The sequence below is a fragment of the Alkaliflexus imshenetskii DSM 15055 genome, from assembly GCF_000517065.1.
GTDB lineage: Bacteria > Bacteroidota > Bacteroidia > Bacteroidales > Marinilabiliaceae > Alkaliflexus > Alkaliflexus imshenetskii.
In genome coordinates this window covers 2,680,436-2,698,696 of record NZ_KI912105.1, presented here as the reverse complement: position 1 = coordinate 2,698,696, position 18,261 = coordinate 2,680,436, and the positions used below count along the sequence as shown (strand labels likewise).

Here is an 18,261-nt window from a genome sequence, read left to right as displayed (position 1 = left end):
TTGATTAACCGTTAAACACTTTATCCAGGGTAACACCTCTGTGTTGAGCTACTGCATTGGCATCGCGCATTTCGCACAAAGCTTCAATAGTTGCTTTCACAAGGTTGTGAGGGTTTGATGAACCTTTGGACTTTGCCAATACATCGTGTACGCCGGCGCTCTCCAATACAGCACGCATCGCACCTCCGGCCACAAGACCGGTACCGTGTGAAGCGGGCTTCATGAATACACGGGCGCCACCAAAGCGGGCAGCCTGCTCATGAGGGATGGTGCCATTAATAACGGGAACCTTAACAAGATTCTTTTTAGCGGCTTCCACTCCTTTGGCAATGGCGGTGGTAACTTCATTGGCCTTACCCAGGCCCCAGCCCACGATACCATTTTCGTTTCCTACCACAACAATGGCTGAGAAGCTGAAAGTTCTACCTCCCTTTGTAACTTTGGTAACACGGTTGATGGCTACCAGTCTGTCTTTAAGTTCAAGGTCGTTAGTTGTACGAACTCTTTTATTATTTCCTGCCATATCGATTTAAAATTTAAGACCTGCCTCGCGAGCAGCATCCGCTAGTTGTTTAACTCTACCATGATACAGATAACCATTACGGTCAAACACCACTGCGGTGATTCCGGCGCTGAGAGCCTTCTCGGCAATCAGTTTGCCTACCATGGCAGCCTTCTCTGTCTTGGTTCCACTCTGTGAAGCAACATCTTTAATCAGGGAGGATGCTGAGGCCAGGGTTACACCTGCCAAATCATCAATTACCTGAACAGAAATCTGTTTATTGCTTCTAAATACGGTCATCCGCGGTCTCTCGGCAGTACCGGTCACCTTGCTGCGGATGCTCCTCTTTATTTTGAATCGCCTATCTAATTTCGAAAAAGCCATAACTCTAAGTAATTAATCGATTAAACTTTTGCACTCTTACCGGCCTTCCGCCTGATAACTTCACCCACAAAGCGGATACCTTTTCCTTTGTAAGGTTCGGGTTTACGCAACGCACGAATTTTGGCACAAACCTGACCCAAAAGTTGTTTGTCGATGGACTCGAGTGTAATGATCGGGTTACTTTTCCGGTCGGTTACAGCTTCCACTTTTATTTCACTAGGCAATTGTATATGAATGGCGTGTGAATAACCCAATGAGAGCTCAAGAATTTGGCCGTTGCTATTAGCACGGTATCCAACACCTACGAGTTCCATCTTCTTCACAAAACCTTCTGACACGCCAACAACCATATTGTTGATAAGCGAACGGTAAAGACCGTGCATACTACGATGCTGTTTTTCATCAGAAGGACGGGTTATGCTAACTACACCGTCATTAATCTCAACATTGATATCGGGGTGAATTTGCTGTTGCAATTCTCCTTTAGGACCTTTCACAGTAACCCGGTTCTCTTTCACAGTTACGTTTACTCCGGCCGGTATGTTGATGGGTGATTTTCCTATCCTTGACATGACTTACCTCCTTTTTTTAATAAACGTAACATAAAACTTCACCGCCTACTTTCTCATTTCTTGCTTCTTTATCGGTCATTACACCTTTTGAAGTTGAAAGAATGGCAACACCCAGTCCGTTAAGTACACGGGGTACTTCGCGATAGCCGGTATACTTTCGCAACCCTGGGGAAGATACGCGGCTAAGACTTTTGATTGCGGGTGTTTTTGAAACGGGATCGTACTTAAGGGCGATTTTAATAATGCCCTGTTTTCCGTCATCCACAAACTTGTAGTTGAGGATGTATCCTTTTTGGAAAAGGATCTTCGTCATTTCTCTCTTAAGGTTGGAGGCTGGTACCTCAACAACCTTATGGCGTGCCATGATGGCATTCCTGATTCTGGTCAGGAAATCCGCTATTGGATCTGTCATAAATAAATGGATTTAAATTGATTCCGACTTGCGGAACAATATTTAAACAATCACCAGCCGGTACATTACCAGCTGGCCTTTTTAACTCCTGGTATCAAACCTGCTGCAGCCATCTCCCTGAAAGTGATACGGCTGATGCCAAACTGACGCATATACCCTTTTGGACGTCCGGTAAGTTTGCAACGGTTGTGCATACGAACTGGTGAAGCATTTTTTGGAAGCTTCTGCAAGCCTTCATAATCACCTTCTGCCTTTAATTGGGCACGCTTCTCAGCAAATTTGGCTACAAGTTTGGCCCGCTTTACTTCGCGGGCTTTCATTGATTCCTTTGCCATGTAATTAGCTCTTTTTTAGATTCTTAAATGGTAATCCGAACTCACGAAGGAGGGCATAAGCTTCTTCATCAGTGTTTCCTGAGGTCACAAAGGTAATATTCATACCCATAATCTTACTCACGTTATCGATATTTATTTCAGGAAAAATGATTTGCTCTGTTATACCAAGGGTATAATTACCTCTTCCATCGAGCTTGCTTTCAATACCTTTAAAGTCACGGATACGGGGTAATGCCACTCGTACCAGACGCTCCAGAAATTCATACATCTTATCGTGACGCAAAGTTACCTTGGCGCCGATAGGCATTTTCTTTCTAAGCTTAAAGTTCGAGATGTCCTTTTTTGAAAGACAGGCAATAGCCTTCTGACCCGAAATGGTTGTAAGTTCCTTCACCGATGTTTCGATGAGTTTCTTATCGGCTACAGCAGCACCAACGCCTTGATTGATAACAATCTTCTCCAGGCGTGGAACCTGCATCACGCTCTTGTATCCGAACTCAGTCATGAGAGCTGATACAATTTCGTCTCTGTATTTGTTTTTTAAACTAGGTGTATAGCTCATTACTTGATCTCCTCTCCTGACTTTTTAGAATAACGAACAAGTTTTCCGTTGTCTCCTTCTCTGCGACCAATGCGAGTAGCCTTCCCGGTGGAAGGATCTTTCAGGTTCAGATTTGAGATGTGAATAGGGGCTTCTTTTTTCACGATGCCCCCTTGTGGACTTTCGGCGTTGGGTTTGGTGTGTTTACTCACCATGTTAACGCCTTCCACGATTGCACGCTGCTTACTAGGGAACACTTCGAGCACTTTTCCTTCCTGCCCTTTGTTGGTTCCGGCGTTCACAATCACGACATCGCCTTTTTTAATATGTAATTTTCCCATTGCTGTTTGAATCTTTATAGATTATAGCACTTCAGGCGCCAAAGATACAATTTTCATGTACTTGTCACGCAATTCTCTTGGCACGGGGCCAAAGATACGTGTTCCGCGCATTTCACCGGCATTGTTGAGGAGTACACAAGCATTGTCGTCGAAGCGGATGTATGAACCATCTGCTCTTCGGATCTCTTTCTTTGTGCGTACCACAACGGCCTTGCTCACAGTTCCTTTTTTCATATCTGAAGCAGGAACGGCACTTTTTATAGTTACCACAATGCGGTCACCAACGGAGGCATATCTGCGTCCGGTGCCGCCAAGAACGCGGATGCAAAGAACTTCTTTGGCTCCGCTGTTATCGGCAACGTTTAGTCTGGATTCTTGCTGTATCATGTTTACTTAGCTCTTTCTATGATTTCAACTAATCTCCAACGTTTAGTTTTACTCAGGGGGCGAGTTTCCATAATCTTTACGGTATCACCCTCATGGCCGTTGTTTTGTTCGTCGTGCGCGTAAAACTTCTTGGTTTTCTTCATAAACTTCCCGTAAATGGGGTGCTTTTCGCGAACTACAACACTCACTACGATGGTTTTGTCCATCTTTTCGCTCACCACAACGCCAATACGCTCTTTTCTCAAATTTCTTGTTTCCATCTGCTTAATTATTTTTCATTAAGTTGCTTCTGACGCAGAATGGTCAGCAAACGCGCAATATTCCTACGTGTATGTCTGATCTTCATCGGATTTTCCAATGGAGAAATGTGGTGGTTGAGACTTATACGTGAAAGCTCCTGCTTTTCTGCATCCAGGCGCTCTTCTATCTCGTTGATAGTCATCTCTGTTATTTCGGAAGTTTTCATCGCTTACGCATTTGTAGATTCAACAAAATCCCTTCTCACAATAAACTTGGTGGTAACGGGTAACTTTTGTGCAGCCAGGCGCAATGCCTCTTTTGCCACTTCGTAAGAAACGCCGTCGCACTCAATGATGATGCGTCCGGGGGTAACTGGAGCAACAAAGCCTTCCGGGCTACCTTTACCTTTACCCATCCTTACTTCGGCTGGTTTCTTGGTTATTGGTTTATCGGGGAAGATACGAATCCATATCTGGCCTTGACGTTGCATATAACGGGTAACGGCAACCCTTGCCGCTTCTATTTGACGGCCGGTAATCCACTTGCTTTGAAGAGATTTGATGCCAAAGGATCCGAAGGCAAGTTCATGTCCGCGTTGGGCAATCCCTTTCATCTTTCCTTTCTGCTGCCGTCTGAATTTTACTTTTTTTGGTTGTAACATCGTTCCTGAATCGATTAAAGGTTAACAGATGATTACTTTCTTTTCTTCTTGAAACCGCCGCCACCTTGGTTGGGGCCGCCTTTTCTTCCACCGGCTGATTGTGCAGGAGCACTATCTTTTCCAGCGTTGAAGTTAGGAGAAAGATCGGGTCTTCCGTAAATCTCGCCTTTGCAAATCCAGACTTTGATACCAATCAATCCGGTTTTGGTAAGCGCTTCACTACGGGCATAATCAATATCTGCACGGAATGTATGCAGGGGTGTACGTCCTTCCTTGTACATTTCAGAACGGGCCATTTCGGCGCCATTCAAACGACCGGAAATCTGAATTTTGATACCCTCAGCTCCCATACGCATGGTAGAAGCAATAGCCATCTTAATGGCACGGCGGTAGGCGATACGACCTTCCAGCTGACGTGCAATATTGTTGGCAACGATCATGGCATCCAACTCAGGACGTTTCACCTCAAAAATATTGATTTGAACCTCCTTGTCAGTAATCTTCTTAAGCTCTTCCTTCAGCTTATCAACCTCCTGACCGCCTTTTCCGATGATGATACCCGGACGGGCGGTATAAACTGTAATGGTTATTAACTTAAGTGTACGTTCGATGATAATGCGTGAAATACTGGCTTTGGCCAGACGCGCATTAAGATACTTGCGGATTTTGGAATCTTCCAGCAGTTTGTCGCCGTAGTTCTTTCCGCCAAACCAGTTAGAATCCCATCCACGGATGATGCCTAACCTGTTGCTTATTGGATTTACTTTTTGTCCCATCTGCCTGTTAAATTTCCTGGTTTACATTAGATTCTTTGCTGTCCACGAGAATAGTTACGTGGTTGGATCTTTTGCGAATTCTGTGAGCCCGGCCCTGAGGAGCTGGTCTTAATCTCTTTAAAATTCTGCCTGAATCCACGAAAGCTTCTTTCACATAAAGGTTAGCGTCTTCAAGACGTACGCCTTCATTTTTCTCTTTCCAGTTGGCAACAGCGGACAATAAGAGCTTTTCTACCCGGCGTGAAGCCTCTTTGGTAGAAAACTTAAGGATATCAAGTGCCAGATTCACCTCTTTACCGCGGATAAGGTCCACCACTAACCGCATTTTACGGGGCGAGGTAGGCACATTGCGCAGCTTGGCATAAGCCTGGCTTTTTCTGGCTTCTTTAAGTTGTTCTGCTTTTATTCTTTTTCTTGCACCCATTTTTCTTACATTAAGGTATTAAACTGTGAGGTAATTAACGTTTTTTATTACCTCCGTGACCGCGGTATGTCCGCGTTGGCGCAAATTCACCCAGCTTATGTCCTACCATATTTTCGGTAACATAAACGGGAATAAATTTGTTTCCGTTGTGAACGGCAATGGTATGTCCCACAAAATCGGGGGAAATCATTGATGCCCTGGCCCAGGTTTTAACTACAGTTTTTTTACCGGAGTCGTTCATGGCTGATACCTTACGATCCAATTTGTAATTGATATAGGGCCCTTTCTTTAACGATCTGCTCATAATCTTAAAAAATTAACCGGTTACTTTTTTCTCTTCTCGAGAATGTACTTACTGGATGCCTTCTTTGGAGCTCGGGTTTTATAACCTTTCGCAAGCAATCCTTTTCTTGAGCGTGGATGTCCTCCTGAGGCACGTCCTTCACCACCACCCATTGGGTGATCAACCGGGTTCATGGCCACACCACGAACTCTTGGACGACGTCCCAGCCATCTGCTCCTACCCGCTTTTCCTGATTTCTCAAGGGCGTGGTCAGAGTTACCGACAGCACCAATGGTGGCACGACAAGAGGTAAGAATCATTCTGGATTCACCGGATGGAAGGCGCAATACTACGTATTTTCCTTCGCGAGCAGCGAGCTGTGCAAATGTACCTGCACTGCGGGCCATGGCTCCTCCTCTTCCGGGTTGCAGCTCGATGTTGTGAACGATGGTTCCCAATGGAATTTCGCCCAATGGCAACGCATTACCAACTTCGGGAGCGATTCCGCCTCCTGATTGAAGTTGCATTCCAACCTGCAAACCGTTAGGTGCAAGAATGTAACGTTTCTCTCCGTCAGAATATACCAGCAACGCGATTCGAGCACTCCTGTTGGGGTCGTACTGGATTGAATCAACAGTTGCTGTCACACCGTCTTTGTTACGTTTAAAGTCGATTACCCGATACTTCCTTTTGTGGCCACCTCCGATGTAACGCATCGTCATTTTTCCGGTGTTATTTCTACCTCCGGATTTTTTCAAAGGCTCCAGCAAGGATTTCTCTGGTACACTTGAGGTAATCGTATCAAATGCACCAATAATTTTGTGTCTCTGCCCCGGTGTAGTGGGCTTTAGCTTTCTTACTGCCATTGTGATTAGATATTGCTATAAAAATCAATTTTATCTCCTTCAACAAGGGTAACCAGTGCTTTCTTGTAAGACGTTGTGCGGCCGCTGATAACCCCGCTCTTGGTGTAACGGGTTTTATTCTTACCGGCATAGCGCAAAGTGTTTACGTCTGCAACAGTTACATTGTACATCTCCTCAACAGCTTTCTTGATCTGGAGTTTGTTTACATCCTCCTTCACGATAAAGCCGTATCTGTTCAGGGCGTCGCCCTGCTTGTTCATTTTTTCTGTAACGATAGGTTTCACTATTACACTCATGACTGACCTCCTTATGCGTTAAAAATGTTACCGATTTGCCCAATGGCGCTCTCAGTAAGAACGAGAGATTGAGCTTTCATTATGCTATAGGTATTCAGCCCTGAAGCAGCAGCTACTTCTGATCTTTGTATGTTTCTGGAAGCCAGGTAAACGTTACGATCTAACTCATTCATAACAAGCAGTGAACGGTTGCCATCTACTTTGAGATTTTTGCGCAAAGCCACAAATTCCTTAGTTTTTGGTGCTTCGAAGTTAAAATCTTCAACTACGATGATGGCGTTGTTGCGAGCTTTATATGAAAGTGCAGACAAACGAGCCAAATGCTTCAGCTTCTTATTGAGCTTGAAACTATAATTGCGCGGTCTGGGACCGAAGATGCGACCTCCACCACGGAATACAGGGCTTTTGATGCTACCTGCGCGAGCGGTACCGGTACCTTTTTGCTTTTTGATTTTGCGGGTACTACCGGCCACTTCGTTACGTTCCTTGGCTTTGTGTGTTCCCTGACGGTTATTGGCCAAATACTGTTTAACATCCAGATAAATGGCGTGATCGTTGGGCTCAATGGCAAAAACAGAATCTGGTAACTCTACTTTTCTGCCGGTGTCTTCTCCTTTAATATTTACTACGTTCAGTTCCATTACAATTCAATAATTAGATATGAACCTTTTGCGCCCGGAACAGATCCTTTAATCAATAACAGGTTGCTTTCGGGAATCACTTTTAACACTCTCAGGTTTTCAACTTTCACGTTGTCACCACCGGTACGTCCGGCCATACGCATTCCTTTAAATACTCTTGAAGGAAACGAAGAAGCTCCTAATGAACCGGGGGCACGCAGACGGTTGTGCTGACCGTGGGTTTGACCACCAACACCACCGAAACCGTGACGTTTTACCACACCCTGGAAACCTTTACCTTTTGAAACACCTGTGATGTCTACAAAACCATTTTCCCCAAAGATGTCAACAGTGACAACATCACCCAGTTTGAACTCATTCTCAAACTCTTTAAATTCTACCAGCTTGGCCTTTGGAGTGGTACCTGCTTTTTGAAAGTGCCCTTTCATGGGCTGTGTGGTACTCTTCTCACGTTTTTCGTCGAACGCCAACTGAACGGCTTCGTAGCCGTCAGTTTCCAGCTTTTTAACCTGGGTTACGACGCAAGGACCAGCTTCGATAACAGTGCATGGAACATTTTTTCCATCGGCACTGAAAACGGATGTCATTCCGATTTTCTTTCCAATTAATCCTGGCATTGCTTTGTGATTTAATTAATATCAAACTTTAATTTCTACTTCCACACCGCTGGGAAGTTCGAGTTTCATCAGCGCGTCAATAGTTTTTGCTGTTGAGCTGTAGATGTCAATAAGTCTCTTGTAAGATGACAATTGAAACTGCTCACGCGACTTCTTATTAACGAAGGTTGAACGCAACACAGTGAAAACCCGCTTGTGAGTGGGCAGAGGAATAGGACCGCTTACTACAGCCCCTGTGCTCTTCACTGTTTTAACGATCTTTTCGGCAGACTTGTCCACCAGGTTATGATCGTATGATTTCAGCTTAATTCTTATTTTTTGATTCATAATGGTATATGCGAACGAGTTCTTATAATAATTCAACTTTACCTTTAGCCTCCTTCACAACTTCGATGGCGATGCTTTTAGACACTTCCTCGTAATGTGAAAATTCCATAGACGATGTGGCACGACCTGAAGAGATGGTACGCAATGCGGTTACATAACCGAACATTTCGGCCAGGGGCACACGGGCTTTAACAACACGGGCTCCGGCTTTGGATTCCATTCCTTCAACCTGACCGCGACGTTTGTTAAAGTCACCAATGATATCACCCATATACTCTTCGGGGGTAACAACTTCTACACGCATGATAGGCTCCAGAAGTACTGGTCTGGCTTTGGCAGAAGCTGCTTTAAAGGCCTGACGGGCACAAATCTCAAATGAGAGTGAATCGGAGTCTACAGGGTGGAAAGAACCGTCCAGAAGTTCTACTTTCAGATTTTCAACTGCAAATCCGGCAAGTACACCATTTTGCATTGCGTTTTTAAATCCTTTTTCAACTGAAGGAACATATTCTTTGGGGATATTACCACCTTTCACAAGGTCAACAAACTGAAGACCAGTTTTACCTTCATCGATAGGACATACTCTCACCACGATATCGGCAAATTTACCACGACCACCAGTCTGTTTCTTAAACACCTCACGATGCTCAACATTACCTGAAATAGCCTCTTTGTAGTTAACCTGCGGACGACCCTGGTTACATTCTACTTTAAACTCACGTCTCAAACGGTCGATAATGATCTCAAGGTGAAGTTCACCCATTCCACTGATTACAGTTTGACCACTCTCTTCGTCGGTATGCACTTTAAAGGTAGGATCCTCTTCGGCTAATTTTGCAAGACCATTAGATAGTTTATCGATGTCCTTCTGGCTTTTTGGCTCAACAGAGATACCGATTACTGGATCCGGGAACTCCATTGATTCAAGCGCGATGGGGTTTTTCTCGTCGCACAAGGTATCTCCGGTACGAATGTCTTTGAAACCTACACCGGCACAGATGTCACCAGCTGAGATTGACTCAATAGGCATCTGCTTATTAGATTTCATTTGATACAACCGCGATATACGTTCTTTTTTGTCGCTTCTGGAGTTATATACATAAGAACCTGCATCCAGTTTACCAGAATATACACGGATAAAAGCCAGACGGCCCACAAATGGGTCGGTAGCAATTTTAAACGCGAGCGCGGTAAAAGGGGCGTCTTCGTTGTTTGGACGGCTAACTTCTTCACCGGTGTCTGGGTTGGTTCCTTTAACTTCAGGGATGTCATTAGGCGCAGGAAGGAAACGGATTACGCTATCGAGAAGACGTTGGATACCTTTGTTTTTAAAGGCAGAACCACACATCATCGGAACGATTTTCATTTCGATGGTAGCCTGACGAATCACATTAATAAGTTGCTCCATTTCGATTGAAGCAGGATCTTCGAAGAATTTCTCCATCAACTCATCATCGTATTCGGCAACAGCCTCGATGAGTTTACCTCTCCACTCTTCTACTTCCTCTACCATGTCGGCAGGTATGTCCTGAAGCTCATAACGGGCACCCATTACATCATCATCATACCAAATAATGGCCTTATTCTCGATAAGGTCAACAACGCCGCGAAAAGTTTCTTCGGCACCAATTGGAATGGTGATGGGTACAGGATTTGCACCTAACACTTCACGAACCTGACGTACCACATCATAAAAATTGGCACCTGAGCGGTCCATTTTATTTACAAAACCGATACGTGGCACATGATATTTGTTGGCTTGTCTCCATACAGTTTCAGACTGCGGTTCCACGCCACCTACTGCACAAAAAAGAGCCACAGCACCATCAAGAATCCTCAACGAACGCTCTACTTCAACGGTGAAGTCAACGTGTCCCGGGGTATCAATCAGGTTGATCTTGTACTCTTCGTTGTTATATTTCCATTGGGTACTCACGGCAGCAGAAGTAATGGTAATACCACGCTCCTGCTCCTGCTCCATCCAGTCCATTGTAGCAGCTCCATCGTGCACCTCACCTAGTTTGTGGGTGATACCGGTGTAAAACAGAATCCGCTCGGAAGTGGTTGTTTTACCGGCATCGATGTGAGCCATAATCCCAATGTTCCTTGTATATTTTAGATCTTTTGCCATTAGTTTATTTCAATCAACAAATTATTAAAACCTGAAATGAGCAAAAGCACGGTTGGCTTCAGCCATTCTGTGCATGTCCTCTTTCTTCTTATAGGCGCCGCCTTCCTGGTTATATGCAGCAACAATTTCAGCAGCCAATTTATCGGCCATAGATTTTCCACTCCGCTTGCGCGCAAAGAGAATCAGGTTTTTCATGCTGTATGACACTTTACGCTCGGCACGAATCTCAGTTGGCACCTGGAATGTAGCACCACCTACACGACGGCTTTTAACCTCTACGTTGGGGGTGATATTTTCCAATGCTTTCTTCCACATCTCCAAAACTGATTTTCCCTCTTTTTCAGCCTTGTCGTTAATTTGCTCTAATGCTGAATAGAAAATTCCGTAAGCAATGGATTTTTTCCCGTCGAACATTAAGTTGTTAACAAACTGCGTAACCAAAGTATCATTAAACTTTGGGTCGGGTAGCAACACCCTCTTTTTTGGTTTACTCTTTCTCATGCTTTCTTTTTGTTTATTAGCTTTGAACTATTACTGGCTGTATTCGACTCTTCAACAGGACTTTACCCATTTACTCAACCTAAACACTAACCAATAAACAAAACTACAAGTCAGTTAATTACTTCTTTTTTCCTTTAGCAGGAGCTGCAACTTGTCCTTTTTTGGGACGTTTTGTTCCGTACTTTGAACGACGCTGGGTACGGCCTTCTACACCGGAAGCATCCAATGCACCGCGAACAAGGTGATAACGAACACCTGGAAGGTCTTTTACACGACCGCCGCGAACAAGCACAATTGAGTGCTCCTGCAGGTTGTGGCCTTCTCCCGGAATATATGCGTTCACCTCTTTTCCGTTGGTCAGACGAACCCTGGCCACCTTACGCATGGCTGAGTTTGGCTTCTTTGGAGTAGTGGTATATACACGCACACAAACCCCCCTTCTTTGCGGACATGAATCCAACGCAGGAGACTTACTCTTGTCAACCAGCTTGTTACGTCCTTTTCTTACTAATTGCTGAATTGTTGGCATATAAACTTTGATTTAACTATAAATGACTATCGACAAATGGGTTGCAAAGGTATTCTTTTTAACCTAAAAATCCCACTGATTCTCAAACATTTTCGCACTTTTAGACAAAAAGCGGTGCAAAAGTACTAATTTTCAGCATAAAAACACAACAGTAAGCAATCTTTTTTAGCCAATACAAAAACTAAAAAACCTAAAAATCAGAATAAAACAGAATCTGACTTCATTCTATCATGTATATCTGCGAATGAATGCGCAAACATCATATTATAATTTGAAAATTATCTGTTATTTTGAATCACACAATACACCTTGGTATTAATAACAATTTCAATTCTCAACTAACCATAAGCTGTTTCTGATTGATTTTATGATTTTTTATCACTCAAACTCAGGAAACTCAACTTCATTTGACTTTGATTTTAAGCCTTGTCATATCTGTAATTCACATACCATAATATAATACGAACTCTATTTTAATGAAAGAAATGAAATCACTACTTTTTACTGGCATAATGCTAATCAAAGTGTTCAGCATGACTGCGAATGAACCACTCTCTCCATTCCAAAAAGGCATTCAGAGCATCACCGAACAAGCGCTGGAGGCGCAGGTGGAGTTTCTCTCATCCGATTGGTTCTCGGGACGCGAAACAGCAACGGCGGGTGCATACATGGCCGCCGACTACATAGCCAGCCAGATGAAGCTGTTTGGTATAGTGCCTTTCTCTGCAAACGCCGAAGAGGGTTACTTCCAAACAGTTCGTTTAGTTACTTCAAGTCTTGAGGATGCCTCCATAGCAATAAGAAATAGTGCCAACTCAAACACAACTACCTATCAACACCACGTTGACTTTAGGACGGCAGGAGTGGTTAATGATCTGTTATTGGATGGTGAACTTTTTTTTGGCGGATATGGCATTGATTACGCCACTTTTAATCAAACCAAAGGGGCAAAGCCGGGTCAGATATTGGTGCGAATCACAGGATTTCCGGGGATGAGTGACACCACGTCAAACGGGTATAAGTTGTTTGGCGAGATGTCTCCAGCGCAAATCAACGCGCTAAAAAACGAAACAGCCCGCAAAGCTGGTTTCTCAGCAGTTCTAGAGTATAACCCAAATACCCCCTGGCCAGTATCAATGCCACATCCCAACCTGGCACGCAACAGATCTGAAACGCCTCTTACCAAGCATACATCGGGCATGTATAAGAAGGCGGTACAATTGGCGCCGAATGATGGTGCAACTCCAATTCCTGTTTTTCACATATCAAAAGATATGCTAACGACCTTGCTCACAAACAGTGATGATGAAACGCAAAGAATTAACAACGTGCGCTGGAATGGACGACCGCTTACCAACAGAAAAGTTACTATCTCAACAAAAACCAATCGTGAACTTATTGAATGCCGCAATGTGATAGGCATGATTGAAGGTGAGATAAAAGATGAATTTATTGTGGCAGGCGCCCATTATGACCATCTGGGAGAATATGACGGATATATTTGGAATGGCGCCGACGACAATGCTACAGGAACCATCGGTGTGGTGGCACTGGCCAAAGCTTTTGCCCAAGCAGGAGTGAAGCCCAGACGTACCATACTGTTTGCCGCATGGACAGCCGAAGAGAGGGGCTTACATGGCTCAACACATTTCGTAAACAGCTTCCAAAATCCGGAGAGAATAAAATATTACCTCAATTATGACATGATTGGCAGGGATCCCGACCCAAACAACCCAACCATGAACACCGCATTTATTTATACCGAAGCCAACAAAGAGCTGGAAGAGATGACGAGTGATGCCAATGAATCACAAAATCTGGATTTGAACATTAGATATGCGCCAGTGGCCAGACCCGTTCAAGGAAGTGATCAGGCGCCATTTGCCCGTAAAGATATCCCAATTATGTGGTATCATACCGGCGGACACGATGATTATCACGGTCCATTTGACCACGCCGACAAAATAAACTACACAAAAATGACTGCTATTGTAAAAGCCAGCTTTAGTGTATTGTGGCAATTGGCAAATGACTAGAGAACAACGCATTTTATCAGGATATGCTTAAAGAAAATTGAAAATGCAACATTTAAAACTATTACCTAATCACTCTATTCGGTTTCGTAATATATTATATATTTGCATCTTCAAAAAACACAGTCGCAAGAACGAAAGCTCTGACAGTCAAACAACAAACGCATGCATTTGAAAGTTCTGCGGGTAAATAAAAAGCTCATAAAATCAAATGCATATTATCTCATGGAACTTCCATGAGACCAATAACATAAACAAATCGTAAACGCATGAAAGCTTATGTATTTCCGGGTCAGGGAGCCCAATTTGTAGGTATGGGTAAAGACCTTTACGAGCAGTCGCCCCTGGCAAAAGAGATGTTTGAGAAGGCCAACGAGATTCTTGGTTTCCGCATCACCGATCTGATGTTTGAAGGTACCGACGAAGATCTGCGTCAAACCAAAGTGACTCAGCCGGCCATTTTCCTTCACTCAGTTATTCTGGCAAAAAACATTGACGATTTCAAGCCAGAAATGACCGCAGGCCACTCTTTGGGAGAATTTTCAGCATTGGTAACTGCAGGCGCCTTATCATTTGAAGATGGGCTTAAACTGGTGTCGCAACGTGCCATGGCCATGCAAAAAGCTTGTGAGATAGAACCATCTACCATGGCTGCAATTGTTGGTCTGGAAGATATTGTTGTAGAAGAAGTTTGCGCTTCAATCGACGATGTGGTGGTTGCTGCCAACTACAACTGTCCCGGACAGTTGGTTATATCTGGTTCTATTGAAGGCATTGACAAAGCGTGCGAAAAACTGACAGAAAAAGGTGCCAAAAGAGCCTTAAAGCTGTCGGTTGGAGGCGCATTTCACTCCCCATTGATGGAGCCTGCCCGCGCCGAGTTGGCCAAAGCCATTGAAGAAACCAACATAGTGGCACCTGTGTGTCCGGTTTACCAAAACGTGAATGCACTTCCATTTACAGATCCGGCAGAAATAAAGAAAAATCTGATTGCCCAGCTCACTGCACCTGTTAGATGGACACAAACCGTTCAGAATATGCTGGCCGATGGTGCGACCCATTTTACTGAAATTGGTCCTGGAAAAGTACTTCAGGGTCTCATCAAGAAAATAGACCGCAACGCAGAAGCTGTAAGCATAAGCTCCTTATAAACACGGTTGCTGAATAAACATAAAGCCTCACGAGATTTCGTGAGGCTTTATGTTTTATATAAGAAAGTGGAACAAATCGGGCGACTCGTTCACCGATTTAAAATTGATCTTCTGAGTTCGCATTCGTTCCTCAAGGGCAAGGTAATCCTCTCTTGATCTGGTTTCAATTCCAACGAGCGCAGGGCCCTGCTCTCTGCTGTTCTTCTTTGTGTACTCAAAATGGGTGATGTCATCATCCGGCCCGAGCACTTTGTTCAGAAAATCGCGCAATGCCCCCGAGCGTTGTGGGAATCTGATAATATAATAGTGTTTTAATCCTTCATAAAGCAACGACCGCTCCTTTATCTCTTCGGTTCGTGTTATGTCATTATTTCCACCCGAAATTATGCATACAACACTCTTTCCTTTTATTTCATCGGCATAGAAATTCAGCGCAGCAATACTTAATGCACCTGCCGGTTCTACCACAATAGCCTCTTCATTATACAATTGAAGAATGGTTGTGCATACCTTGCCTTCGGGCACCAGTATCATGTCATCAATGACTTCCTGTGCGATGTCAAAAGTGAGCTTCCCAACAGTTGCCACAGCTGCACCATCCACAAATTTTTCGAAATTCTCTAACCGGATACGTTCTCCCTTATCCAATGATGCCTTCATAGCAGGAGCACCTTCAGGTTCAACACCGATAATTTTCGTTCCCGGACTCTTCTCTCGAAACAGAGAACCTACCCCGCTGATTAACCCGCCTCCACCAATGGGAACCATCATGTAATCCACATGAAAGGTAGACTGCATTAAAATCTCCAAACCAACAGTTGCCTGCCCGGCTATCACACGTTCATCATCAAAAGGATGAATAAAGACAGTATTGTTTTCGCGGCAATCATCCATTGCAGCAGCATACGCCTCATCATAAGTATCACCAACAAGCACTATCTCAATAAGCTCTTTACCGAACATCCTTACTTGTCTGATTTTTTGCTTAGGAGTAGTTGACGGCATAAATATTCGTCCACTTATGCCCAAATGATGGCATGAGTATGCAACACCCTGAGCATGGTTCCCTGCGCTGGCGCATACAATCCCCCGATCCCTATCAGTTTTAGATAAGTTGGCTATTTTATTGTAAGCGCCCCTAATTTTATATGAGCGTACAACCTGTAAATCTTCCCGCTTTAAATAGATATTTGCCCCATATCTTTCAGAAAGAATAGGGTCGAAAACCAGCGGAGTTTGGCTCACAATATCTTTAATAGTGTCATAAGCCGCATTAATACTAGAACTACTTATCATTTCTTATAATTTATCACAAAGATATATCCCATTTCTGGTATCTAAAAACTATTTTAATTTACAAACCATCACCACACTCTTTTTCAGGTGTTTACGATAATTAATAACTAAAATCACAGTAGTTTTGCATGATTATCCATCTAAAAATGTTATGATTTCATACAAGAACTTACAGATTGTTCGTAATCGAACATCACATATCCGATATCGGTCATATTCATAATTAATCCAAAGCCACCATTTCGCTCTTTTTTAATGTATTACATGAATTGGTACATGAATTGTCAATTTATAACCAGTTAAACATTAAAAACAATTTTAAATTACATAACTATGAAACGAGCAAACTTATTCTCAGGCATTATTGCAGCAACTATGTTCTTATTTGTATCTGCTACCTCATTTGCAGAAAACGCTCCGATTTCGGTTCAAGGAGAAACACCAACTATACTTGGTGCTTACACAATTACTGAGCTTGAACCAGAAACTGTCGGAAGAGAAACAATGCGTAAATTCCAGCTTACCTATGAAAATGGAAAAGCACCTGTTGTTATCTATCTGAATGAGCGTTCACGCTGCCGCGAGTATATAGTACGAGGACATGCAATGGAGGTGATGTACGTGTGCAGAAAAAATGGGTTTGGTGCCACCACCCTTAACGAGAGATTTTCTTTATATCCAGTTGATACAAATGAGAGATTTCTTTCGAGTGACGCTCTAAGAATTCAATCAAAAATCACCACTGAGCAAGTTTCAGTTGACAATGCACTCGGCCTTATTGCTTGCTACTATCCAGAACTTTTAAGAAACATCAATGTGATGATGTCAAACTAAGCAATAGTTAAACCAATCAGAAAGCCTGTCGGGAAGAAACCTGACAGGCTTTTTTATTTGATAGTAGCGGCAAATAGCATCTGCATTCTGCTCATAACACATAGCCTAATTAAAAAACAATGTAAGTCAGATTGAGATTGTTGCACGAAAAGTCAAACATAAAGAATAATCGCATCTCAATAACATCTATTCTCGTGCCATCTATGGATCCGTTAAAAGATACAAAACTAGCTTTCTCTAATTCACTTACAACATGTCCGGATCCAATGAAGCAAGCATTTTCAGCATACAGTGTATAGCCACAGAATTTAAGCGCTGAACTAAACAGTCAACTTTGAATGGATAGCATTTAAATATAACACCACTCTTCAGCCATGCCAGCACCAGATAACATCTGAAAAGAGAAAATAAACTGCCAATCAATGATAAATACAAAAACAAACCCCTTTGCGCCCTCAGCGCCTTTGTGGTTAATCCATAACAAATGCAGCAGCAGAGTCAATCAATGCAAAAATAAAGGATTTCAGAAGACAATTCAGAGGTGTAACGGATGTGAAATTTTTCCTTTACAGATTAGCTGAAATTTATGCGTAGACCCAGATTTTAAATATGACCCATTAAAACCCCTTTGCGCCCTTTGCGTCTTTGTGGTTAATTTTTCGAAACCCCTTTGCGCCTTTGTGGTTAATTGCAGTTTTACTGCATACGCACCAACGGGCTTAAACACAAAAAGGAGTAGCTGATTGCTCAACTACTCCTTTGTCTTAAAAAATCGGCGGCGACCTACTCTCCCACTGTTACGCAGTACCATCGGCGCTGTAAGGCTTAACTTCTCTGTTCGGAATGGGAAGAGGTGGAACCCCTACGCTATAGCCACCTGAATACCTTACTAGATGATTAAAGATATAGATTTTTAGATGAATAGATGAAGTGCTTTTTCTCTTTCATCTTATCTATCTGTCTTAATATCTCAATATCTAATTCTATGTTATAGATATATTGACCTCGAAAAAGAAACAGCCACAAATAAACCTTGCTCAGAAAGTTTCGGGTAATTAGTACTGCTCGGCTTTGATGTTGCCATCTTTACACCTGCAGCCTATCAACGTCATAGTCTCTAACGCCCCTTATATGGAGATCTCATCTTGAGACAGGCTTCGTGCTTAGATGCTTTCAGCACT

General features: G+C 43.3%; 27 protein-coding genes, 1 rRNA gene and 1 other annotated feature (1 of these 29 running past the window's edge). Of the genes, 4 read left to right on the top strand and 24 right to left on the bottom strand.

Annotation, left to right across the window (positions count from 1 at the left end; translation table 11 throughout):
* Positions 1–4 precede the first annotated feature (4 nt).
* The 22 genes from rpsE to rpsL all read right to left on the bottom strand — a co-directional run bounded on the left by rpsE (position 5) and on the right by rpsL (position 11,766).
* A complete protein-coding gene (rpsE, locus tag ALKIM_RS0111460; protein WP_026474779.1) occupies positions 5–523 on the bottom strand; it encodes a 30S ribosomal protein S5 in 519 nt (172 codons plus the stop codon).
* Between the two features lie 6 nt (positions 524–529).
* The gene (gene rplR / locus ALKIM_RS0111455; protein ID WP_026474778.1) at positions 530–886 is read right to left on the bottom strand and encodes a 50S ribosomal protein L18; all 357 of its coding nucleotides are present in this window, start codon (positions 884–886) and stop codon (positions 530–532) included.
* Positions 887–906: 20 nt separating this feature from the next.
* Positions 907–1,458 (bottom strand): 50S ribosomal protein L6, encoded by a 552-nt coding sequence (gene rplF, locus ALKIM_RS0111450; RefSeq protein ID WP_026474777.1) that lies wholly within the window; start codon positions 1,456–1,458, stop codon positions 907–909.
* 16 nt (positions 1,459–1,474) lie between these two features.
* The gene (gene rpsH, locus ALKIM_RS0111445) at positions 1,475–1,870 is read right to left on the bottom strand and encodes a 30S ribosomal protein S8 (protein ID WP_026474776.1); all 396 of its coding nucleotides are present in this window, start codon (positions 1,868–1,870) and stop codon (positions 1,475–1,477) included.
* A 65-nt stretch (positions 1,871–1,935) separates the two neighbouring features.
* On the bottom strand, positions 1,936–2,205 hold the full coding sequence (gene rpsN, locus ALKIM_RS0111440; RefSeq protein WP_026474775.1) for a 30S ribosomal protein S14: 270 nt from the start codon (positions 2,203–2,205) through the stop codon (positions 1,936–1,938).
* 4 nt (positions 2,206–2,209) lie between these two features.
* Entirely contained in the window at positions 2,210–2,767 is a 558-nt protein-coding gene (rplE, locus tag ALKIM_RS0111435; RefSeq protein ID WP_026474774.1) for a 50S ribosomal protein L5, read from the bottom strand.
* Positions 2,767–3,087, bottom strand: coding sequence for a 50S ribosomal protein L24 (gene rplX / locus ALKIM_RS0111430; RefSeq protein ID WP_026474773.1), 321 nt, complete (start codon positions 3,085–3,087; stop codon positions 2,767–2,769). Before rplX ends, rplE begins: the two co-directional genes overlap by 1 nt.
* A 21-nt stretch (positions 3,088–3,108) precedes the next feature.
* Positions 3,109–3,474, bottom strand: a complete 366-nt coding sequence (gene rplN, locus ALKIM_RS0111425) for a 50S ribosomal protein L14 (RefSeq protein ID WP_026474772.1) — start codon at positions 3,472–3,474, stop codon at positions 3,109–3,111.
* A gap of 2 nt (positions 3,475–3,476) precedes the next feature.
* Complete coding sequence (gene rpsQ / locus ALKIM_RS0111420; RefSeq protein WP_026474771.1) at positions 3,477–3,734, bottom strand: 30S ribosomal protein S17; 258 nt, start codon at positions 3,732–3,734, stop codon at positions 3,477–3,479.
* 8 nt (positions 3,735–3,742) lie between these two features.
* Positions 3,743–3,940 carry a 50S ribosomal protein L29 gene (gene rpmC / locus ALKIM_RS0111415; RefSeq protein WP_026474770.1) on the bottom strand — a complete coding sequence of 66 codons (198 nt, stop codon included), beginning with the start codon at positions 3,938–3,940 and terminating at the stop codon, positions 3,743–3,745.
* Between the two features lie 3 nt (positions 3,941–3,943).
* Positions 3,944–4,375: a 50S ribosomal protein L16 gene (gene rplP / locus ALKIM_RS0111410; RefSeq protein WP_026474769.1), complete on the bottom strand. Its 432-nt coding sequence runs from the start codon at positions 4,373–4,375 to the stop codon at positions 3,944–3,946.
* 32 nt (positions 4,376–4,407) lie between these two features.
* Entirely contained in the window at positions 4,408–5,151 is a 744-nt protein-coding gene (gene rpsC, locus ALKIM_RS0111405; RefSeq protein WP_026474768.1) for a 30S ribosomal protein S3, read from the bottom strand.
* A 7-nt stretch (positions 5,152–5,158) separates the two neighbouring features.
* Complete coding sequence (gene rplV / locus ALKIM_RS0111400) at positions 5,159–5,575, bottom strand: 50S ribosomal protein L22 (RefSeq protein WP_026474767.1); 417 nt, start codon at positions 5,573–5,575, stop codon at positions 5,159–5,161.
* A gap of 34 nt (positions 5,576–5,609) precedes the next feature.
* The gene (rpsS, locus tag ALKIM_RS0111395; protein WP_026474766.1) at positions 5,610–5,879 is read right to left on the bottom strand and encodes a 30S ribosomal protein S19; all 270 of its coding nucleotides are present in this window, start codon (positions 5,877–5,879) and stop codon (positions 5,610–5,612) included.
* Positions 5,880–5,899: 20 nt separating this feature from the next.
* Positions 5,900–6,724, bottom strand: coding sequence for a 50S ribosomal protein L2 (gene rplB, locus ALKIM_RS0111390; RefSeq protein ID WP_026474765.1), 825 nt, complete (start codon positions 6,722–6,724; stop codon positions 5,900–5,902).
* A gap of 5 nt (positions 6,725–6,729) precedes the next feature.
* A complete protein-coding gene (rplW, locus tag ALKIM_RS0111385; protein ID WP_026474764.1) occupies positions 6,730–7,020 on the bottom strand; it encodes a 50S ribosomal protein L23 in 291 nt (96 codons plus the stop codon).
* 11 nt (positions 7,021–7,031) lie between these two features.
* Positions 7,032–7,661 carry a 50S ribosomal protein L4 gene (rplD, locus tag ALKIM_RS0111380; protein ID WP_026474763.1) on the bottom strand — a complete coding sequence of 210 codons (630 nt, stop codon included), beginning with the start codon at positions 7,659–7,661 and terminating at the stop codon, positions 7,032–7,034.
* Entirely contained in the window at positions 7,661–8,278 is a 618-nt protein-coding gene (rplC, locus tag ALKIM_RS0111375; protein ID WP_026474762.1) for a 50S ribosomal protein L3, read from the bottom strand. Before rplC ends, rplD begins: the two co-directional genes overlap by 1 nt.
* 21 nt (positions 8,279–8,299) lie before the next feature.
* Complete coding sequence (rpsJ, locus tag ALKIM_RS0111370) at positions 8,300–8,641, bottom strand: 30S ribosomal protein S10 (protein WP_449353782.1); 342 nt, start codon at positions 8,639–8,641, stop codon at positions 8,300–8,302.
* Positions 8,628–10,736 (bottom strand): elongation factor G, encoded by a 2,109-nt coding sequence (fusA, locus tag ALKIM_RS0111365; protein WP_026474760.1) that lies wholly within the window; start codon positions 10,734–10,736, stop codon positions 8,628–8,630. The genes rpsJ and fusA overlap by 14 nt, the downstream gene beginning before the upstream one ends.
* 24 nt (positions 10,737–10,760) lie before the next feature.
* A complete protein-coding gene (gene rpsG, locus ALKIM_RS0111360; protein ID WP_026474759.1) occupies positions 10,761–11,237 on the bottom strand; it encodes a 30S ribosomal protein S7 in 477 nt (158 codons plus the stop codon).
* Between the two features lie 118 nt (positions 11,238–11,355).
* Positions 11,356–11,766 carry a 30S ribosomal protein S12 gene (rpsL, locus tag ALKIM_RS0111355; RefSeq protein WP_026474758.1) on the bottom strand — a complete coding sequence of 137 codons (411 nt, stop codon included), beginning with the start codon at positions 11,764–11,766 and terminating at the stop codon, positions 11,356–11,358.
* Positions 11,767–12,299: 533 nt separating this feature from the next.
* Between rpsL and ALKIM_RS18335 the strand changes: the two genes are divergently transcribed.
* Together ALKIM_RS18335 and fabD are read left to right on the top strand one after the other, a co-directional pair.
* Positions 12,300–13,802 (top strand): M28 family metallopeptidase, encoded by a 1,503-nt coding sequence (locus ALKIM_RS18335; RefSeq protein WP_162148812.1) that lies wholly within the window; start codon positions 12,300–12,302, stop codon positions 13,800–13,802.
* 266 nt (positions 13,803–14,068) lie between these two features.
* A complete protein-coding gene (fabD, locus tag ALKIM_RS0111345) occupies positions 14,069–14,950 on the top strand; it encodes an ACP S-malonyltransferase (RefSeq protein WP_026474757.1) in 882 nt (293 codons plus the stop codon).
* A gap of 54 nt (positions 14,951–15,004) precedes the next feature.
* Here fabD and ilvA read toward each other — a convergent pair whose 3' ends face one another.
* Entirely contained in the window at positions 15,005–16,246 is a 1,242-nt protein-coding gene (gene ilvA, locus ALKIM_RS0111340) for a threonine ammonia-lyase IlvA (protein WP_026474756.1), read from the bottom strand.
* A gap of 333 nt (positions 16,247–16,579) precedes the next feature.
* Between ilvA and ALKIM_RS0111335 the strand changes: the two genes are divergently transcribed.
* Together ALKIM_RS0111335 and ALKIM_RS19915 are read left to right on the top strand one after the other, a co-directional pair.
* Positions 16,580–17,080 (top strand): hypothetical protein, encoded by a 501-nt coding sequence (locus ALKIM_RS0111335; protein WP_026474755.1) that lies wholly within the window; start codon positions 16,580–16,582, stop codon positions 17,078–17,080.
* A gap of 477 nt (positions 17,081–17,557) precedes the next feature.
* Positions 17,558–17,674 carry a transposase gene (locus ALKIM_RS19915; RefSeq protein WP_449353783.1) on the top strand — a complete coding sequence of 39 codons (117 nt, stop codon included), beginning with the start codon at positions 17,558–17,560 and terminating at the stop codon, positions 17,672–17,674.
* A gap of 176 nt (positions 17,675–17,850) precedes the next feature.
* Here ALKIM_RS19915 and rrf read toward each other — a convergent pair.
* Positions 17,851–17,961: ribosomal RNA gene (gene rrf / locus ALKIM_RS0111325) — 5S ribosomal RNA — on the bottom strand.
* 166 nt (positions 17,962–18,127) lie between these two features.
* Positions 18,128–18,261: a sequence feature (23S ribosomal RNA rRNA prediction is too short), on the bottom strand; it runs 134 nt beyond the window's last position.